Here is a 13,816-nt window from a genome sequence, read left to right as displayed (position 1 = left end):
ACGTAATAGTCTGGCAGTTTCATAATATAGTCAATGGCAATAGCTCTTTATTTTTTTTCATTTTGTCGTATCGCAGTAAAATTTCCGGTCAGGTTGATCGTTTTACCGTTTGCGTTCTGCAACCTTATTTCCATGGAACCCTGCAAATAATCAGCTTCTATGGAACGAATGCTTATTTTTCCCCTTTGTGCAAAAAAGGGCAATTCGCCCCATTTCTTGACGTTGGCGAATCCGAAGACCCCATCAAAGTAATTCAAAAAGCCGTCTATGCTACCTGGCACCCTATAGGTGCCGGCCGTAATTGGTTCCGATTGGTTTTGTTGTGAAATCAAAAAACCCAGGTCATGGTGCGATTCCCCATCATTGCCTTTTAGGTTTAACTTCAAGGTAGCGAAGGGCGTTCCGTCGCTGGCCGTTTCCTGTGCAATCTCAAAGGCTACTCCCCCGGTGAGTTCCACATTAAAGTCCCCGGTTGCCCTAATCGAATAATTGCCCGCTATAGGGCTGTCCCCCAGCATGGCTGAAGCATCCTCATGTGTAGTATAGGAAGTAAAGAGTGTGAGAATGGCAACCCAAAGACCTATATTGGCGATTCGGGTCATTCCATATAACAGGGCCGGTTCTTTTTGTATCAATGCGGTCACCATTTTATTTCACTATTTGGGTTTCCTTCGTCGTTTCTCCCCCGGCTAGCAAATCATGGCCCTCATTTTGCTCCAAGGCAATTTGATCATTTGCGCTAAAAACAGCTCGGTCCGTTTCATCCGTTAACGCTGCTATAAGCAATGTAATCACCAATAGGGCAAAGAGAAAAATACATTTTTTCATGGCATCGGTTTTAGCGTTCTTCAAAAAATCCCGATTGTAGGGAATTTAAATCATAATCAGCAATACGCGTACAGCTTATTATAATTGGTCATTTTAGGTCTTACTAAAGTAGGATGATCAGGGCCTTTGAAATTGCACAGATGTATAAATGGTAATAAATGCTGTATAAACGGCAAAAATATGTGGGATGCAGCACAATATGTATATGTTTGATTGTCAATGTGTTATATAATTTTCAGCACCTTATCACTTAAACTGCCAAAGCTTAGGGCCCCCACCCAAAAATTTCCATGCTGCCTGTCCTACAGCATTTTTTGCCAACCACACGCCAAACGGCCCCATTGGCACATTTTTTTTGAATGCATTCCCCCCTATACTCTAATTTTGACTAACTTAACCCTGTAGTTATGTTAGAAGCAGTTATAGTAGATGATGAAATTAAGGCCCTCCAGAGTCTTTCATGGGAGCTGACCAACTTTAGCGATGAAATCAACGTGGTTGCCTCCTTTACGGACCCTTTTGAGGCCCTGGCGCATTTGGAAAAGAATTCGCCCGACTGTCTCTTCTTGGACATTGAAATGCCCACCATGGATGGTTTTCAGTTTATTCAAAAACTGAACAATAAAAATTTTCCCGTGGTCATCACCACCGCCTACAACCAGTACGCCATAAAAGCCCTAAAGAACGAGGCGATAGATTATCTCCTAAAACCCATTGATACGGACGATCTGAAAGACACCATTGTAAAAATCAGAAAATACAACTCCAAAAATTATACGGCGGAGCGCTTGGAAAAAATTTTGCTGAATTTCAATTCCAATTCCATACATAAGAAAATTACCATCAACACGGATGGCAAACTGGTCTTTCTGGAAAGTGATGATATCCTATATGCCGAATCGGATGGTAATTACAGTACCATTTATTTGGCTGACGGACATAAAATTGTACTTACCAAAAAACTAAAGGAAGTAAACGAGCTCCTACCCCAGGATTCTTTTTTCAGAATCCACAATTCCTACATAATCAACCTCAATAAAATAAAAGAATTTCTTAAAACAGATGGATATGTTGTTTTGCAGTCCAATCACAAAATACCGGTATCCAGGCAAAAAAAATCCGATTTTTTGGATTTGCTCTAATCCCGCTTTAAGCAATTTTCCCTAATGATCAGGAAATTCCCCCCAAAGAAAAACGCAATTCCAAGGAGGTCCCTTCTTTCCCTGCTCATTTTTCTTTCCTTCCATTTTGGAAATGCACAGAACATCCCCCAAGAATTTGTAGATCAGGTAGACTCGCTCATCCAAGCCGCCCCACGCACTTATCGCGAGCTCGATGCCGTGCTAAGGCCCAATAGGCGGGATACGCTGCTCATGTACTATTTTGTAAGGGCCAGTGCGGAACAAAACTATTTGGACGGGCAATCCTACGCCCTAAACCAACTGGGCACCAAATACCGAAACATCTCACAATACGTAAAGGCGGTAAGTTTACACAAGGAAGCCTTGGAGGCGGCCATTGAAGCCGATAATATTGAATTTCGCGTTTTTAGCCTCAACATGCTCGGGGTGGTCTATAGAAGAAACGATGCCATAAAGACCGCACTGGACTACAACCAAGAAGCCTTGGAACTGGCAGAGACCATTGAAAATCCTTCCATTGGAATAAAGAGGAGCATCAATGTATCCCTGAACAGCATCGGTAACATTTACCAAACGCTGAAACAGTACGATTTGGCAATCGCACAATTCAGAAGGTCCATGAAACTGGAAGAAGAGCTCGGCAATATCCGTGGCTTGGCGGTAAACTATCAGAACATCGGGGAATGCTTGGAAGAACAGGGCAAACTGGAGGAAGCACTGGAAAGTTACCAGATCGCGCTGGAATACGACAAGGAAATCGCCTCCGAAGTAGGCCAGGTCATCTGTTTGAACAGTATTGCGCAGGTGTTCATTAAACAAAATAAGCCCCAAGAGGCGCTCCAAATCCTGGAGCCGGCCCTGGTGGCTTCCGAAGCCACCCGCGACATGCATGTTACTTCCCTGGTCTACGTTAACTTGGGTTGGGCCCTGATGCATTTAAAACAATACGATGCCGCGGAAAAAAGACTGCTCCAAGGTTTGGACATCGCCAACAAGTACAACTTCCCCAGAAGCATCTCCAAGAGTTATACGCTGTTATCTGACCTGGCCGATCGCAAGGGCGACTTTAAAAACGCCTTTGAATACTACAAAAAAGCCGAGCTATTTGATGAAAAAGTGACCAACGAGCTCAACCTGCGCTATGTGAACGATATGATCATCCGCTATGATACGGAGAAAAAAAGCAATCAAATTGAAGTTCTGGCCAAAGAAAATGAGATCGTTAAATTAAAATTGCGAAAGAACCGCACGTCCCTGCTGGTAGGCGGTTTTGCCCTAGCCTTGATGGCCGGAATACTCTATATTCTGTACCGACAATATCAGCTTAAGAACGAAAAAAAGGTATTGACCTTGGAACAAAGTATGCTGCGAAGCCAAATGAATCCGCATTTTTTGTTCAATTCCCTGAATTCCATCAAACTTTACATTATCAACAACGAACAAAAGAACGCGGTACATTACCTGAACAAGTTTTCAAAACTGGTGCGCAAGATCCTTGAAGCCTCTTCCCTAAAAGAAATCCCCTTGGCAGAGGAACTGGAAACCGTGGAGCTCTATATGAACATTGAAAATATCCGCTTTTCCAATGAAATCAATTTTGAGATCCATATTAGCGATGACCTGGACCCACACACCATCAAAATCCCCTCCCTAATATTGCAGCCCTTTTTGGAAAATGCGCTATGGCATGGCCTTTCGTCCAAGGAGGGGGACAAGTCTGTATCCATTCACATTGACCGAGGGGACCAGCAGTTTATTGATATTTCCATTATGGATAACGGTGTAGGGCGGGAAGTGGCCGAAAAAATCAAGCAAAGAAAGGTGCTAAAACGGAAATCTGTCGGGATCGATATTACCAAGGAACGTTTGGCCAACTTCTCCAAGGATTACGAAAATTCCTTTGATGTGAAAATTGTAGACCTTTATGATGAAGACGGCGAGCCCCAAGGGACAAAGGTGGTGTTGCGGATTCCTACTGTTTAGCATGTGCCTTGGCAACCTCTTCCAGTTCACCGTACCAGGCTTTCCCAAACTTGCGGATCAGGGCGTCCTTCACAAATTTATAAATGGGCACCTTTAGGCTTGCTCCCAGATGGCAGGCGGGATCGCATATTTCCCATTTATGGTAGTTCACTGCGGTAAGTTGGGTGTATTCTTTTACCCGTACCGGATAGAGGTGGCAGGAAACCGGTTTTTTCCATCCTATAGCTCCGTTGTTATACGCTTCCTCTATACCGCATTTGGCGGTGCCGTTTTCTGAAAAGACCACATAGGCACACTCACTTCCATCTACCAGGGGAGTTTCCCACTCTCCGTCTTCGCCCTTGACAAAGGCTCCCTGGGCTTCAATGGCCGCTCTGCCCTCTTCCCTCAAAAAAGGCTTTACGTCCTGATAGATATCGATCAAAATCTGGGTCTCCCTGTCTTCCAGGGGAGCACCGGCCTCACCATCCACACAGCAAGCCCCTTTGCACGCACTTAGATTGCACACAAAATCCTGCTCCAAAATCTCCTCGGATAGTATGGTTTTTCCTAATTGAAACATATGCTATGTCAATGAGTGCAAAGATACTTGATCGGCTGCTAAACCGCAGGATTTATTTTCCATTTAAAACATCCAAAAACCCGCTTTATAACGTAAATTTGCCGCGAAATTTAATACAAGTCGGATGAGTTTCAATTTTAAGGAGATCGCCACGGCCAGTATGGTCCTTTTTGCCGTGATCGACATCTTGGGCAGTGTTCCCGTTATTATTGGTCTGCGCAACAAGGTAGGGCACATACAATCGGAAAAGGCCTCCATAGTGGCCGCTTTTATCATGGTGGCCTTTTTGTTCGTCGGGGAGCGTATTTTGAGTTTGATCGGTATCGATGTTAATTCCTTTGCCGTGGCTGGTGCTTTTATCATTTTCTTTTTGGCCATAGAAATGATCTTGGGAATATCGCTCTACAAGGACGACGCTCCTGAAAGTGCTTCTGTGGTTCCCATCGCCTTTCCCTTGATCGCAGGGGCCGGCACCCTTACCTCTATCCTTTCACTACGTGCCGAATATGCCGTACAAAACATCGTAGTGGCCATCATTGTGAATATTATTTTTGTGTATCTTGTACTTAAATCCTCCCGAAGAATCGGAAACCTGCTGGGCAGGATTGGCCTCGGGGTCATTCGCAAGATTTTTGGGGTCATTCTGCTGGCCATTGCCGTAAAGCTTTTTGCTACGAACATCAATCAACTCCTTTAGGCTTTTGGACCAAAATATAAAGTTGCTGTTATGAACAAAACACTTTCTATACTTCTTGTACTCTTTGCGCTGGGGCTTATTGCGTATAACGTGACCTTGGTCGATTTTGAAAACCCCCTTCAGGGCGATAGCATCATAGCCATTATTGGGATATTGGCCTCACTTTGCGCCATTGTGTTGCTGCTCATTTTCATTGCTTCCAAGAAAATTCAGAAAAAAGTGGACGAGGATTAGTTTTTCGCCTCGATCCGTTCGGCCTCCTGTTGGTTAACCGTAGGTCTGTCCAGGGCAATAACTTTCTGGAGCATAACATCTCCAGTACCTATAATCTGGGCATGGGTGTTTGGTGAGAACAACTGTTCTGCCAACACGGCCTTAAGATACAGTTTTATCTTATCCTCCATGGCGTAATAATCCATTTTCAATTTTCTGGCGATGAAATAGTCCACAAAGGACTCGAACAGGATATCGTCTACTTTGAAATTCTCGATAAATTCTCGCTGGGTATATCCGTCATAACGGGTACGGTCCTCTTCGAGATGGTCAAATATAAAACGTGCAAGGTACCCTCGGCTCTCCATGCTTTCCACGGCCTCTTCCTCATTGGTGCCAATGGGAACAAAAACGTCGGGGATAATGCCGCCACCGCCATAGACCACCTTTCCCTTTGGGGTGGTAAATTTTAGGGAGTCGGCCACTTTTATGCTATCTACCGAAATCAGTTCCCCACTGTGGTACCGATCTGTAAATTTCTGATAATAATCCTTGCTCCCATTTTTATATGTTTTTTGGATGGAGCGTCCGGTAGGGGTATAATATCTTGAAACCGTAAGCCGTACCGCGGAACCATCGCCCAGTTCCATCTCGCGCTGTACCAATCCCTTTCCAAAGGAACGTCTTCCCACTATAGTACCTATGTCATTGTCCTGCAACGCCCCGGCAATGATCTCGCTGGCTGAGGCCGATCGCTCATTGATCAGCACATAGATGGGCTTATCCTCAAAACTGCCTTTGTCCGTTGCATAGATCTTCTCTATTTTTCCCTTCTTGTTCTTGGTAAACAAAATGAGTTTGCCCTCCTTCAAGAATTCGTCGCACATTTGCTCGGCTATACCCAAGTAACCTCCCGGATTATCCCGTAGGTCCAGGGCCAATTTCTTTGCCCCTTGCCGCTGTAGGCTCCTCAGGGCCGCCTTAAACTCCTTGTAGGTAGTCTCTGCAAAACGGTTTACCTTTATATATCCCATTTCGGGGGTAAGCATATAATGGGCCTCCACGCTTTTAAGCGGAATACGGTCTCGTCTTACCGTTACCGTGAACAGTTTGTTTTCCTCTTTGCGGAACACCTTGAGTTTTACGGGGGTACCCTCTTTTCCCTTAAGCTTGTCCACGATGACCTCATCTGGCAATCTTTTTCCGTAAAGGGTATCCTTATTGGCCATCAGAATGCGGTCTCCCGGTTGGATGCCTTTGAGAAAACTAGGGCCATTCTCAATAGTGCGTATTACGGCAATGGTATCGCGATATTTGTAAAAACTGATGCCGATGCCTACGAAGTCCCCTTTCATGTTCTCCGAAACCCGGTTCATTTCCTTTTTCGAAATATAGACCGAATGCGGGTCCAACTTGTCCAAAATATTATTCACCGTAACATCTACAATGCTATCGGTATCTATTTCGTCCACATATTCATAATCGATATAATCGATAAGTCGGTTAAGCTTGTCCTTTTTGGAATTGGTAGTGAACAATTTTTCCGGCGAATCGTTAAAATGTAGCTTGCCCCCAATAAAGATTCCTAGGGCCAATGCCAAGGCAATAACGGTGGGCCAGATATAGCTGTATATTCTTTTCATAAATGGGGCATTATTAAAAAAACTGTTCCTGCAAGGGCATATGTGTTACGGAAATACCTGCCTTTTCCAAGAAGTTCAGTCCTGAATTATCCTTGTACGCTCGCTGATATACCACACGTTTTATGCCAGATTGATGAATTAGTTTGCTGCATTCCCTGCATGGGGACAAGGTAATGTACAAGGTGGCCCCTTCACAGGACTGGGTAGAGGAGGCTACCTTGGAGATTGCATTGGCCTCGGCGTGAAGCACATACCACTTGGTGTATCCTTCATCGTCTTCGCAAATATTCTCGAACCCCGTGGGCGTGCCGTTGTACCCATCGGAAATGATCATGCGGTCCCTTACGATAATAGCCCCTACTTGCTTGCGCTTGCAATAGGATAGTTTTCCCCACTCCTGGGCCATCCGCAAATAGGCTTGGTCGTACTTCTGCTGTTTACTTTCCTTCATCCACAATTGGCAAACCACTAAGATACCCGCTTTGTAAAATTCCTACAACCCTAAACGGTTAATTTTTAGTGAAATTCTATAAAGGGAACGTACTAACCATCATTGGTATTGTCATAATCATGACAATTATGGAGAAGATCACGATAAAGACGGCCTGTTTCACCTTTACAATTGACTGTAGCACGTAAGCCAGCGCCAAAATCAAAAGAATGATCAGCACCTGTGAAAGTTCTATTCCAGTAGCAAATCCCAGCAGGGGCAAACCCTTGTTTTCCTCCTCTGCCATCAACATCTTGAAATAGTTGGAAAACCCAAAACCGTGGATCAATCCAAAAAAAGCAGTGGCCCAAAGATGAACACCCGCCTTCCCGACCTTTGTTCCCCTCTTCACATAAAATAGATTGAACAGGGCCGTGAGGAAAATGGTCACCGGAATGAGAAACTCTATCCAGTTCACCGCAACGGTTACAGTTTCGTACACCGATAGGGCCAAGGACAGGCAATGTGCCACGGTAAAAACGGTAGCCAGAATGACCACCTTTTTCCATTCCCTAAAGGTAAATGGAAGGGCCAGGGCCGCCAAAAATAAAATATGATCGTAAGCGCTAAAATCCAGTACATGATCCAAGCCCAACTCAATGTAAAACCAAAATTCCTGCATGTCTAATCGTTTATATTGTCTAATATAGGAGCGCTTTCCTTAGAGCCCTCTTTCATTTTGGATTTTCTCGTAGGCCTTCTGCACCTGCTTAAACTTTTCCTCGGCCCCTCTCTTTATTGCCTCATTTTCCGTATTTACCCTATCCGGATGGTATTTCTTCGCCATGGTGCGGTAGGCTTTCTTTACTTCATCATCAGAGGCCGATTTTTGAATTTCCAAAATCTTATAGGCGGTATCCGCAGACTTGATGAACATGGCCTTGATACTTTCAAAGTCGCTCCGCCCGACCCTTAAAAAGCCGGCTATTTCCCATATTTTATCTATTTCCGGCGTGCTTACCTGACCATCTGCCTGGGCTATTCCAAACAAAAAATGCAAGAGCTGCAACCGAACTTCATATCGGGTACGTTGGTTGAGATAGGTGCAAATGCGCTGGGCGGACACCTCCCGATTTTTAATTACCTCATTGAAGGTTCTAAAAATGGCATTGGCCCTTTCCTTCCCATAGGTGCTTAGGAAATACTGCCGCACATAATCGAGTTCGCGCTGGCTTACCTGGCCATCTGCCTTTATAACGATGGAACATAAGGACAACAGATTAAGCTCAAAATCGGCCGGGGACACCTTCTGCCGGGTAATATCCTGAAAAACGCTACCGCCCCTGCCCCGAGAGCCCCCGCTCAGATTGTCGATAAAGCTTCCCACCAAAAAGCCCAAAATAGCTCCAGGAAACCTAAAAAACATATATCCCAGGATGGCCGCAAACCATTTAATCATACCTCCGATGCATTTTTTGATTCTTTGCCCGCCAAAGATATGATTTTAGGCAAGAAAAGAAGGGCCAACGAAAAGTTAAGGCCTATAATAAAAATGCGACAAATTAGTTACCTTTGTACAATATTCAAAAAATAAAAGATAGACTATGTATCCTGCGGAATTGGTAAAACCTATGAGAGAGGACTTGGCATCTGCCGGGTTTGAAGAATTATATACGGCCGAAACGGTCGAAAAAGCGATCAACCAAGAGGGAACTACCCTGGTGGTGGTAAACTCTGTTTGCGGTTGTGCCGCGGCCAACGCCCGGCCTGCGGCAAAACTCAGCCTACAAAACGACAAAAGACCGGAGCATTTAGTAACCGTGTTTGCGGGAGTGGATACGGAGGCCGTGGATGCGGCAAGGAACCTAATGGTTCCGTTTCCACCCTCGTCCCCTAGTATGGCCCTCTTTAAGAACGGTGAGTTGGTGCACATGATAGAACGGCATCATATCGAGGGAAGGCCTGCTGAGATGATCGCGGAGAACCTTACAGAGGCCTACAACGAGTTCTGTTAAGGGCCAACAGAAGAAAACGTAAAAGATTATACTGGAAAACCGTTCCGTTAGGGGCGGTTTTTTATTTTTGTAGCATGCGAAAACTTTTGGCCTACCCACTTACCCTGCTCTATTTTATCTTCTTCGGGATGGTCTTGGTTCTATTTCATCCCATACAATGGATCTGCTTCAATCTTTTTGGGTACGAAGCGCATAAGCGAAGTGTAAGTATCCTTAACTGGCTCCTTATGCGGTGTACCCATATCCTAGGTACGCGCTACACCTTTCAAAATCCCCATAAAATTCCCAGCTACAGGCCGTTGATCATTGTGGTGAACCATCAGAGCATGAATGATATTCCGCCCTTGATCTGGTATATGCGGGCGCACCATCCCAAGTTTATCAGCAAGATAGAATTGGGCAAAGGTATTCCAAGCGTCTCTTACAACCTACGGCACGGGGGTTCGGCCCTGATCGACAGAAAGGATAGCAGACAAGCCTTGATCGAAATCTCCAAACTGGGAAAATACATTGAGAAAAATACCCGTAGTGCGGTTATTTTTCCCGAAGGGACCCGAAGTAGGGACGGGCATCCCAAAAAGTTTCAGACCACAGGCTTAAAGGTACTGATGAAACAGGCTCCCTCTGCGCTTCTGGTACCCATTAGCATTAACAATTCCTGGAAGATGTTGCAATACGGCAAATTTCCCTATGGCATTGGGTCCCATTTGCACTTTAAAGTACATCCCCCCCTGGAAAACGAAGGAGATCCGGATGCATTGATCTCGCAGGTAGAGCAACAAATAACCAACGGCGTAACCTCTTTTAAATGACCAATACCGAAATTGTTGAACAGACCATTGCTTTTGTCAAGGAAACGCTACAAGGCGCCGAAGGTGGTCATGATTGGTTCCATATTGAGCGTGTGTTCAAAAACACCCTCCTCATTGCGAAAGACGAAAAAGTAGATATCCTAGTGGTAAGTCTGGGTGCTCTGTTGCACGATATCGCGGATGCCAAATTCCACGATGGCGACGAAAGCATAGGTCCCCAAATGGCCCGGACCTTTTTACATTCCCTGAAAATAGATTCCAAGGTCATTGCCCATGTGGTAAAGATCATTGAGAACATTTCTTTTAAATCCAGTTTAAGAAGCGAAAAATCCAAGGCCAACAATGCCGCTTTTTCTTCCATGGAATTACAGGTAGTACAGGATGCCGACCGCCTAGATGCGATCGGTGCCATTGGTATCGCGAGGGCCTTCAACTACGGAGGGTTCAAAAATAGGGAATTGTACAATCCCGAAATCCCATACCGTGCCGGGATGACCAAGGCAGCGTACAAGAAATCCAACTCGCCCACCATCAATCACTTTTACGAGAAACTCCTTTTGCTCAAGGATTTGATGAACACGGAAACCGGCAAAAAAATTGCCGAGGAACGGCATCAATTTATGCTCCATTACCTAAAACAGTTTTATAGCGAATGGGACGGTACCGCCTAGTCTTGGGCCCAGCATAGGCACGTCCTTGCTTCGATAAGATCTGTATTTTCCCTCCTCGTTTTTTTGTATCTTCATGCCTCATTCCTCAAACGAGCCAAGATGAAAAGAAGAAAATTTATCAGAAATGTAGCGGCTTCTTCCGCTGCTTTCTCCATTGTACCCAGTTATGTATTGGGCAAAACCCATGTTCCCCCCAGCGATACGCTCTATATTGCGGCTTTTGGCGTTGGGGGGCGCGGTGCAGGGGTCATTCGCGATCTCACCCAAACGGGCAAGGTAAAGTTTGTCGCCTTTTGTGACGTGGACGAACGTATGGTACAGGCAAGCATGGAGCTGCACCCCGGCACCAAGATGTACAAAGATTTTAGAAAGGTGTACAAAAGGCATTTAAAGGAAATAGACGCGGTTATGGTGGCCACACCGGACCACACGCACGCCACCATTGCGCTTCCCTTTATGCGTGCCAAAAAGCACGCCTATGTGGAAAAACCCTTAACCCATAATATTTATGAGGCGCGCCTTATGACCCAGGTAGCCAAGGAAAATGGTATCGTTACGCAAATGGGCAACCAAGGCGCATCCAGTGATGGTAGCCGGCAGGCAAAGGAATGGATCAATTCTGGTGTTATCGGCAAGGTTGAGCGGGTAGACTGCTGGACCAACCGACCGGTATGGCCGCAGGGGGTACCGGTACCCAGCACTGCAGAGGCCGTGCCCAAGGGATTGGATTGGGACCTTTGGTTGGGACCTGCCGCCAAAAGAGATTATAACTCGGCCTATTTGCCCTTCAAATGGCGCGGTTGGTGGGATTTTGGAACCGGGGCCCTGGGCGATATGGGCTGTCATATCATGGAGACGCCCTTTGGCGTACTGGATCTTGGATACCCTACCGAAGCGGAAGCAAGTTGTACCACAAACTGGGTGGGCGACTTTAGGGAAGCCGACTACAATGCCTCCTGCCCGCCTTCATCGATCGTGCGTTTAAAGTTTAACACGGAGGCCCATGGCGATATCGCCCTGAATTGGTACGATGGGGGCATTGTTCCCGACCTGCCGGATGAATTAAAGGACGATGAAAGAATAGGCGATAGCGGAGGTGGGTCTATTTTTTACGGTACCAAGGGAATCCTGGTGTGCGATACCTATTCACGTAATGCCAGATTGCTCCCTTCCGAGACCATGACGCTTTTCAATCCGCCAACGCCCCATTTGCCCAGAATAGTCGGGGATACCGGAGGGCACCAGAACAATTGGGTGGAAGGTTGCCTGAACGGGACCGTTACCTCTTCGGATTTTGCCAAAGCAGGGCCCTTAACGGAGGCTGTGCTTATGGGTAATTTGGCCATAAAAGCATATCAGTATAAAACCCTCAAAGAGGGAAAACAACTCGGCGATTGGGACCCCTATAACTATCCTGGAAGAAGGAAGCTTCTTTGGGATGGTCAAAATATGAAGGTGACCAACTACGACAAGGCCAATGAATGGGTGAAACGGGAATACCGAAAAGGCTGGGAACTGAAATAGTAGGTTTACGGACCCTGTTTCAACGCTGCTAAAGCCATTCCAATTTTTTTTCCAGATGTCTTTTTTCCAATTCGTTTTGGGTAAGGGCAATGGCCGTTTTTAGAGCCGATTTGCTAGCGTCATAATCTTCAGATCCGGACAGGAGCTCTGCCCTGATGGCATGGTATAGGGCACTTTTGCTTAGATCGGTCTTTGCATCAAGCCGTTCCAACTCCTCCAATGCCTTTTCGGCACCGTGGACCATATAGTATGGAACAAGCCTGTTTAATTGTACGATCGGCGAATGTTGTTTTCGCACCTGAAGGTCGTACAACCTCAAAATGCTCTTCCAATCGGTATCTTCAAAGGAGGGAGCGATACAGTGGTAGTAGGAAACCGCCGCTTCCAAATGATAGCGGGAAGGCTGGTTGTCCGCTGTTCTCGCCTGCTCCAAATGTCTTGCCCCTATCTGCACCAATTCCTGGGAATACTTGGAACGGTCCTGGTGTTTTAGATCCACCAATTCCAGCTTCTCGTCCAGACGTGCCTCAAAGCGGGAGGCGTGGAAGCACATCAGGGCGATCAAGGCGTCCAAATTTGGATGTTCACAATAGCGGTTCCTAGAGAGGAGCACGGCCAAACGGATGGCCTCGTAGCAAATGTCCCTTTTGATTATTTGCGATCCCGATGTCGCCGCATAGCCCTCCGAAAACAGAAGATAGATGACCTGTATTACCACAAACAATCTGGATTGCAGACCAATTTCCACAGGAATATCGAGTGTACTGATCTGTTCCTTTAATTTTTTCTTTGCCCGGGTAAACGACTTTGCAATGGTCTCCTCTTTCTTTAAAAGGGCCTCGGCAATTTCCCGGTTATTAAATCCACCGATCAGCTTTAGACTTAGAATAATCTGGTACTCCTGCGACAGGGAGGGATGGCAACAGGCAAAAATCATCTTAAGCTGACTGTCGGAAATGGAGTGGTCCAATTGCACCTCATCCACCTCAGCGCCATTGGCACCAAAAAAATGGGCAAGGTCATCTGAAAAATCCAGTTTTTTGTCCCTTCGCAATTGATCGATCATTCTATTGTTTGCCACCCGTAAAAGCCAAGCCGTAGGGTTATCTGGGACCGCCGTATAGGCCCATATCTGCATGGCCTTGATCAGTGCCTCCTGCACTGCATCCTCTATCTCTTCCAATCGGACCGTTCCAAATTTATAGGTCAATAGGGCCGTCACCTTTCCATATTCCGTACGAAAAAGATGATCCACTACCTTGTTCCTGTCTTCTTTCTTCACGCTTTTAAACCAAA

16 protein-coding genes are annotated in these 13,816 nt (G+C 45.9%); 8 read left to right on the top strand and 8 right to left on the bottom strand.

The genetic code is table 11. The features are described from left to right. Positions 1-47 precede the first annotated feature (47 nt). Positions 48-647, bottom strand: a complete 600-nt coding sequence (locus ACRD67_RS00960) for a hypothetical protein (RefSeq protein WP_430965088.1) — start codon at positions 645-647, stop codon at positions 48-50. A gap of 1 nt (position 648) precedes the next feature. Continuing rightward, positions 649-828: a hypothetical protein gene (locus ACRD67_RS00955; protein ID WP_430965087.1), complete on the bottom strand. Its 180-nt coding sequence runs from the start codon at positions 826-828 to the stop codon at positions 649-651. A gap of 407 nt (positions 829-1,235) precedes the next feature. On the opposite strand from ACRD67_RS00955, the gene ACRD67_RS00950 reads away from it, so the two are divergent. Both ACRD67_RS00950 and ACRD67_RS00945 read left to right on the top strand, forming a co-directional pair. Further along, on the top strand, positions 1,236-1,970 hold the full coding sequence (locus ACRD67_RS00950) for a LytR/AlgR family response regulator transcription factor (RefSeq protein WP_430965085.1): 735 nt from the start codon (positions 1,236-1,238) through the stop codon (positions 1,968-1,970). A 24-nt stretch (positions 1,971-1,994) separates the two neighbouring features. After that, positions 1,995-3,953 carry a tetratricopeptide repeat-containing sensor histidine kinase gene (locus ACRD67_RS00945; protein ID WP_430965083.1) on the top strand — a complete coding sequence of 653 codons (1,959 nt, stop codon included), beginning with the start codon at positions 1,995-1,997 and terminating at the stop codon, positions 3,951-3,953. Here the strand turns inward: ACRD67_RS00945 and ACRD67_RS00940 are convergent. Next, the gene (locus ACRD67_RS00940) at positions 3,943-4,515 is read right to left on the bottom strand and encodes a DUF3109 family protein (RefSeq protein ID WP_430965081.1); all 573 of its coding nucleotides are present in this window, start codon (positions 4,513-4,515) and stop codon (positions 3,943-3,945) included. The genes ACRD67_RS00945 and ACRD67_RS00940 overlap by 11 nt on opposite strands. A gap of 124 nt (positions 4,516-4,639) precedes the next feature. Between ACRD67_RS00940 and ACRD67_RS00935 the strand changes: the two genes are divergently transcribed. Both ACRD67_RS00935 and ACRD67_RS00930 read left to right on the top strand, forming a co-directional pair. After that, positions 4,640-5,212, top strand: a complete 573-nt coding sequence (locus tag ACRD67_RS00935; RefSeq protein WP_430965079.1) for a MarC family protein — start codon at positions 4,640-4,642, stop codon at positions 5,210-5,212. A gap of 30 nt (positions 5,213-5,242) precedes the next feature. Beyond that, a complete protein-coding gene (locus ACRD67_RS00930; protein WP_430965077.1) occupies positions 5,243-5,446 on the top strand; it encodes a hypothetical protein in 204 nt (67 codons plus the stop codon). Here ACRD67_RS00930 and ACRD67_RS00925 read toward each other — a convergent pair. The 4 genes from ACRD67_RS00925 to ACRD67_RS00910 all read right to left on the bottom strand — a co-directional run bounded on the left by ACRD67_RS00925 (position 5,443) and on the right by ACRD67_RS00910 (position 8,957). Continuing rightward, positions 5,443-7,068 (bottom strand): S41 family peptidase, encoded by a 1,626-nt coding sequence (locus ACRD67_RS00925; protein WP_430965076.1) that lies wholly within the window; start codon positions 7,066-7,068, stop codon positions 5,443-5,445. The two genes, ACRD67_RS00930 and ACRD67_RS00925, sit on opposite strands and share 4 nt — an antisense overlap. A gap of 13 nt (positions 7,069-7,081) precedes the next feature. Next, positions 7,082-7,519, bottom strand: coding sequence for a deoxycytidylate deaminase (locus ACRD67_RS00920; protein ID WP_430965075.1), 438 nt, complete (start codon positions 7,517-7,519; stop codon positions 7,082-7,084). A 76-nt stretch (positions 7,520-7,595) separates the two neighbouring features. Next, positions 7,596-8,180 carry a HupE/UreJ family protein gene (locus tag ACRD67_RS00915; RefSeq protein WP_430965073.1) on the bottom strand — a complete coding sequence of 195 codons (585 nt, stop codon included), beginning with the start codon at positions 8,178-8,180 and terminating at the stop codon, positions 7,596-7,598. A gap of 39 nt (positions 8,181-8,219) precedes the next feature. Next, positions 8,220-8,957 (bottom strand): TerB family tellurite resistance protein, encoded by a 738-nt coding sequence (locus ACRD67_RS00910; protein ID WP_430965072.1) that lies wholly within the window; start codon positions 8,955-8,957, stop codon positions 8,220-8,222. 145 nt (positions 8,958-9,102) lie between these two features. Between ACRD67_RS00910 and ACRD67_RS00905 the strand changes: the two genes are divergently transcribed. The 4 genes from ACRD67_RS00905 to ACRD67_RS00890 all read left to right on the top strand — a co-directional run bounded on the left by ACRD67_RS00905 (position 9,103) and on the right by ACRD67_RS00890 (position 12,520). After that, the gene (locus tag ACRD67_RS00905; protein ID WP_430965070.1) at positions 9,103-9,513 is read left to right on the top strand and encodes a BrxA/BrxB family bacilliredoxin; all 411 of its coding nucleotides are present in this window, start codon (positions 9,103-9,105) and stop codon (positions 9,511-9,513) included. Between the two features lie 74 nt (positions 9,514-9,587). After that, positions 9,588-10,325, top strand: a complete 738-nt coding sequence (locus ACRD67_RS00900) for a lysophospholipid acyltransferase family protein (RefSeq protein WP_430965068.1) — start codon at positions 9,588-9,590, stop codon at positions 10,323-10,325. After that, positions 10,322-10,996: an HD domain-containing protein gene (locus tag ACRD67_RS00895; protein WP_430965067.1), complete on the top strand. Its 675-nt coding sequence runs from the start codon at positions 10,322-10,324 to the stop codon at positions 10,994-10,996. Before ACRD67_RS00900 ends, ACRD67_RS00895 begins: the two co-directional genes overlap by 4 nt. A 99-nt stretch (positions 10,997-11,095) precedes the next feature. Continuing rightward, the gene (locus tag ACRD67_RS00890) at positions 11,096-12,520 is read left to right on the top strand and encodes a Gfo/Idh/MocA family protein (RefSeq protein WP_430965065.1); all 1,425 of its coding nucleotides are present in this window, start codon (positions 11,096-11,098) and stop codon (positions 12,518-12,520) included. 28 nt (positions 12,521-12,548) lie between these two features. Here the strand turns inward: ACRD67_RS00890 and ACRD67_RS00885 are convergent, their stop codons facing one another. Then, positions 12,549-13,802, bottom strand: coding sequence for an RNA polymerase sigma factor (locus tag ACRD67_RS00885; protein WP_430965063.1), 1,254 nt, complete (start codon positions 13,800-13,802; stop codon positions 12,549-12,551). Positions 13,803-13,816 lie beyond the last annotated feature (14 nt).

The organism is Eudoraea algarum, assembly GCF_050589645.1.
In the GTDB taxonomy this organism is placed as follows: Bacteria; Bacteroidota; Bacteroidia; order Flavobacteriales; family Flavobacteriaceae; genus JBNGOQ01.
The sequence above is the reverse complement of the archived record's forward strand: the minus strand, read 5'-3'. Positions and strand labels throughout refer to the sequence as shown.

Excerpts from the sequence above, each read along its gene's own strand:
- ACRD67_RS00960 (WP_430965088.1), bottom strand. The coding sequence starts at position 647 with ATGGTGACCGCATTGATACAAAAAGAACCGGCCCTGTTATATGGAATG.
- ACRD67_RS00955 (WP_430965087.1), bottom strand. The coding sequence starts at position 828 with ATGAAAAAATGTATTTTTCTCTTTGCCCTATTGGTGATTACATTGCTT.
- ACRD67_RS00950 (WP_430965085.1), top strand. The coding sequence starts at position 1,236 with ATGTTAGAAGCAGTTATAGTAGATGATGAAATTAAGGCCCTCCAGAGT.
- ACRD67_RS00945 (WP_430965083.1), top strand. The coding sequence starts at position 1,995 with ATGATCAGGAAATTCCCCCCAAAGAAAAACGCAATTCCAAGGAGGTCC.
- ACRD67_RS00940 (WP_430965081.1), bottom strand. The coding sequence starts at position 4,515 with ATGTTTCAATTAGGAAAAACCATACTATCCGAGGAGATTTTGGAGCAG.
- ACRD67_RS00935 (WP_430965079.1), top strand. The coding sequence starts at position 4,640 with ATGAGTTTCAATTTTAAGGAGATCGCCACGGCCAGTATGGTCCTTTTT.
- ACRD67_RS00930 (WP_430965077.1), top strand. The coding sequence starts at position 5,243 with ATGAACAAAACACTTTCTATACTTCTTGTACTCTTTGCGCTGGGGCTT.
- ACRD67_RS00925 (WP_430965076.1), bottom strand. The coding sequence starts at position 7,068 with ATGAAAAGAATATACAGCTATATCTGGCCCACCGTTATTGCCTTGGCA.
- ACRD67_RS00920 (WP_430965075.1), bottom strand. The coding sequence starts at position 7,519 with ATGAAGGAAAGTAAACAGCAGAAGTACGACCAAGCCTATTTGCGGATG.
- ACRD67_RS00915 (WP_430965073.1), bottom strand. The coding sequence starts at position 8,180 with ATGCAGGAATTTTGGTTTTACATTGAGTTGGGCTTGGATCATGTACTG.
- ACRD67_RS00910 (WP_430965072.1), bottom strand. The coding sequence starts at position 8,957 with ATGATTAAATGGTTTGCGGCCATCCTGGGATATATGTTTTTTAGGTTT.
- ACRD67_RS00905 (WP_430965070.1), top strand. The coding sequence starts at position 9,103 with ATGTATCCTGCGGAATTGGTAAAACCTATGAGAGAGGACTTGGCATCT.
- ACRD67_RS00900 (WP_430965068.1), top strand. The coding sequence starts at position 9,588 with ATGCGAAAACTTTTGGCCTACCCACTTACCCTGCTCTATTTTATCTTC.
- ACRD67_RS00895 (WP_430965067.1), top strand. The coding sequence starts at position 10,322 with ATGACCAATACCGAAATTGTTGAACAGACCATTGCTTTTGTCAAGGAA.
- ACRD67_RS00890 (WP_430965065.1), top strand. The coding sequence starts at position 11,096 with ATGAAAAGAAGAAAATTTATCAGAAATGTAGCGGCTTCTTCCGCTGCT.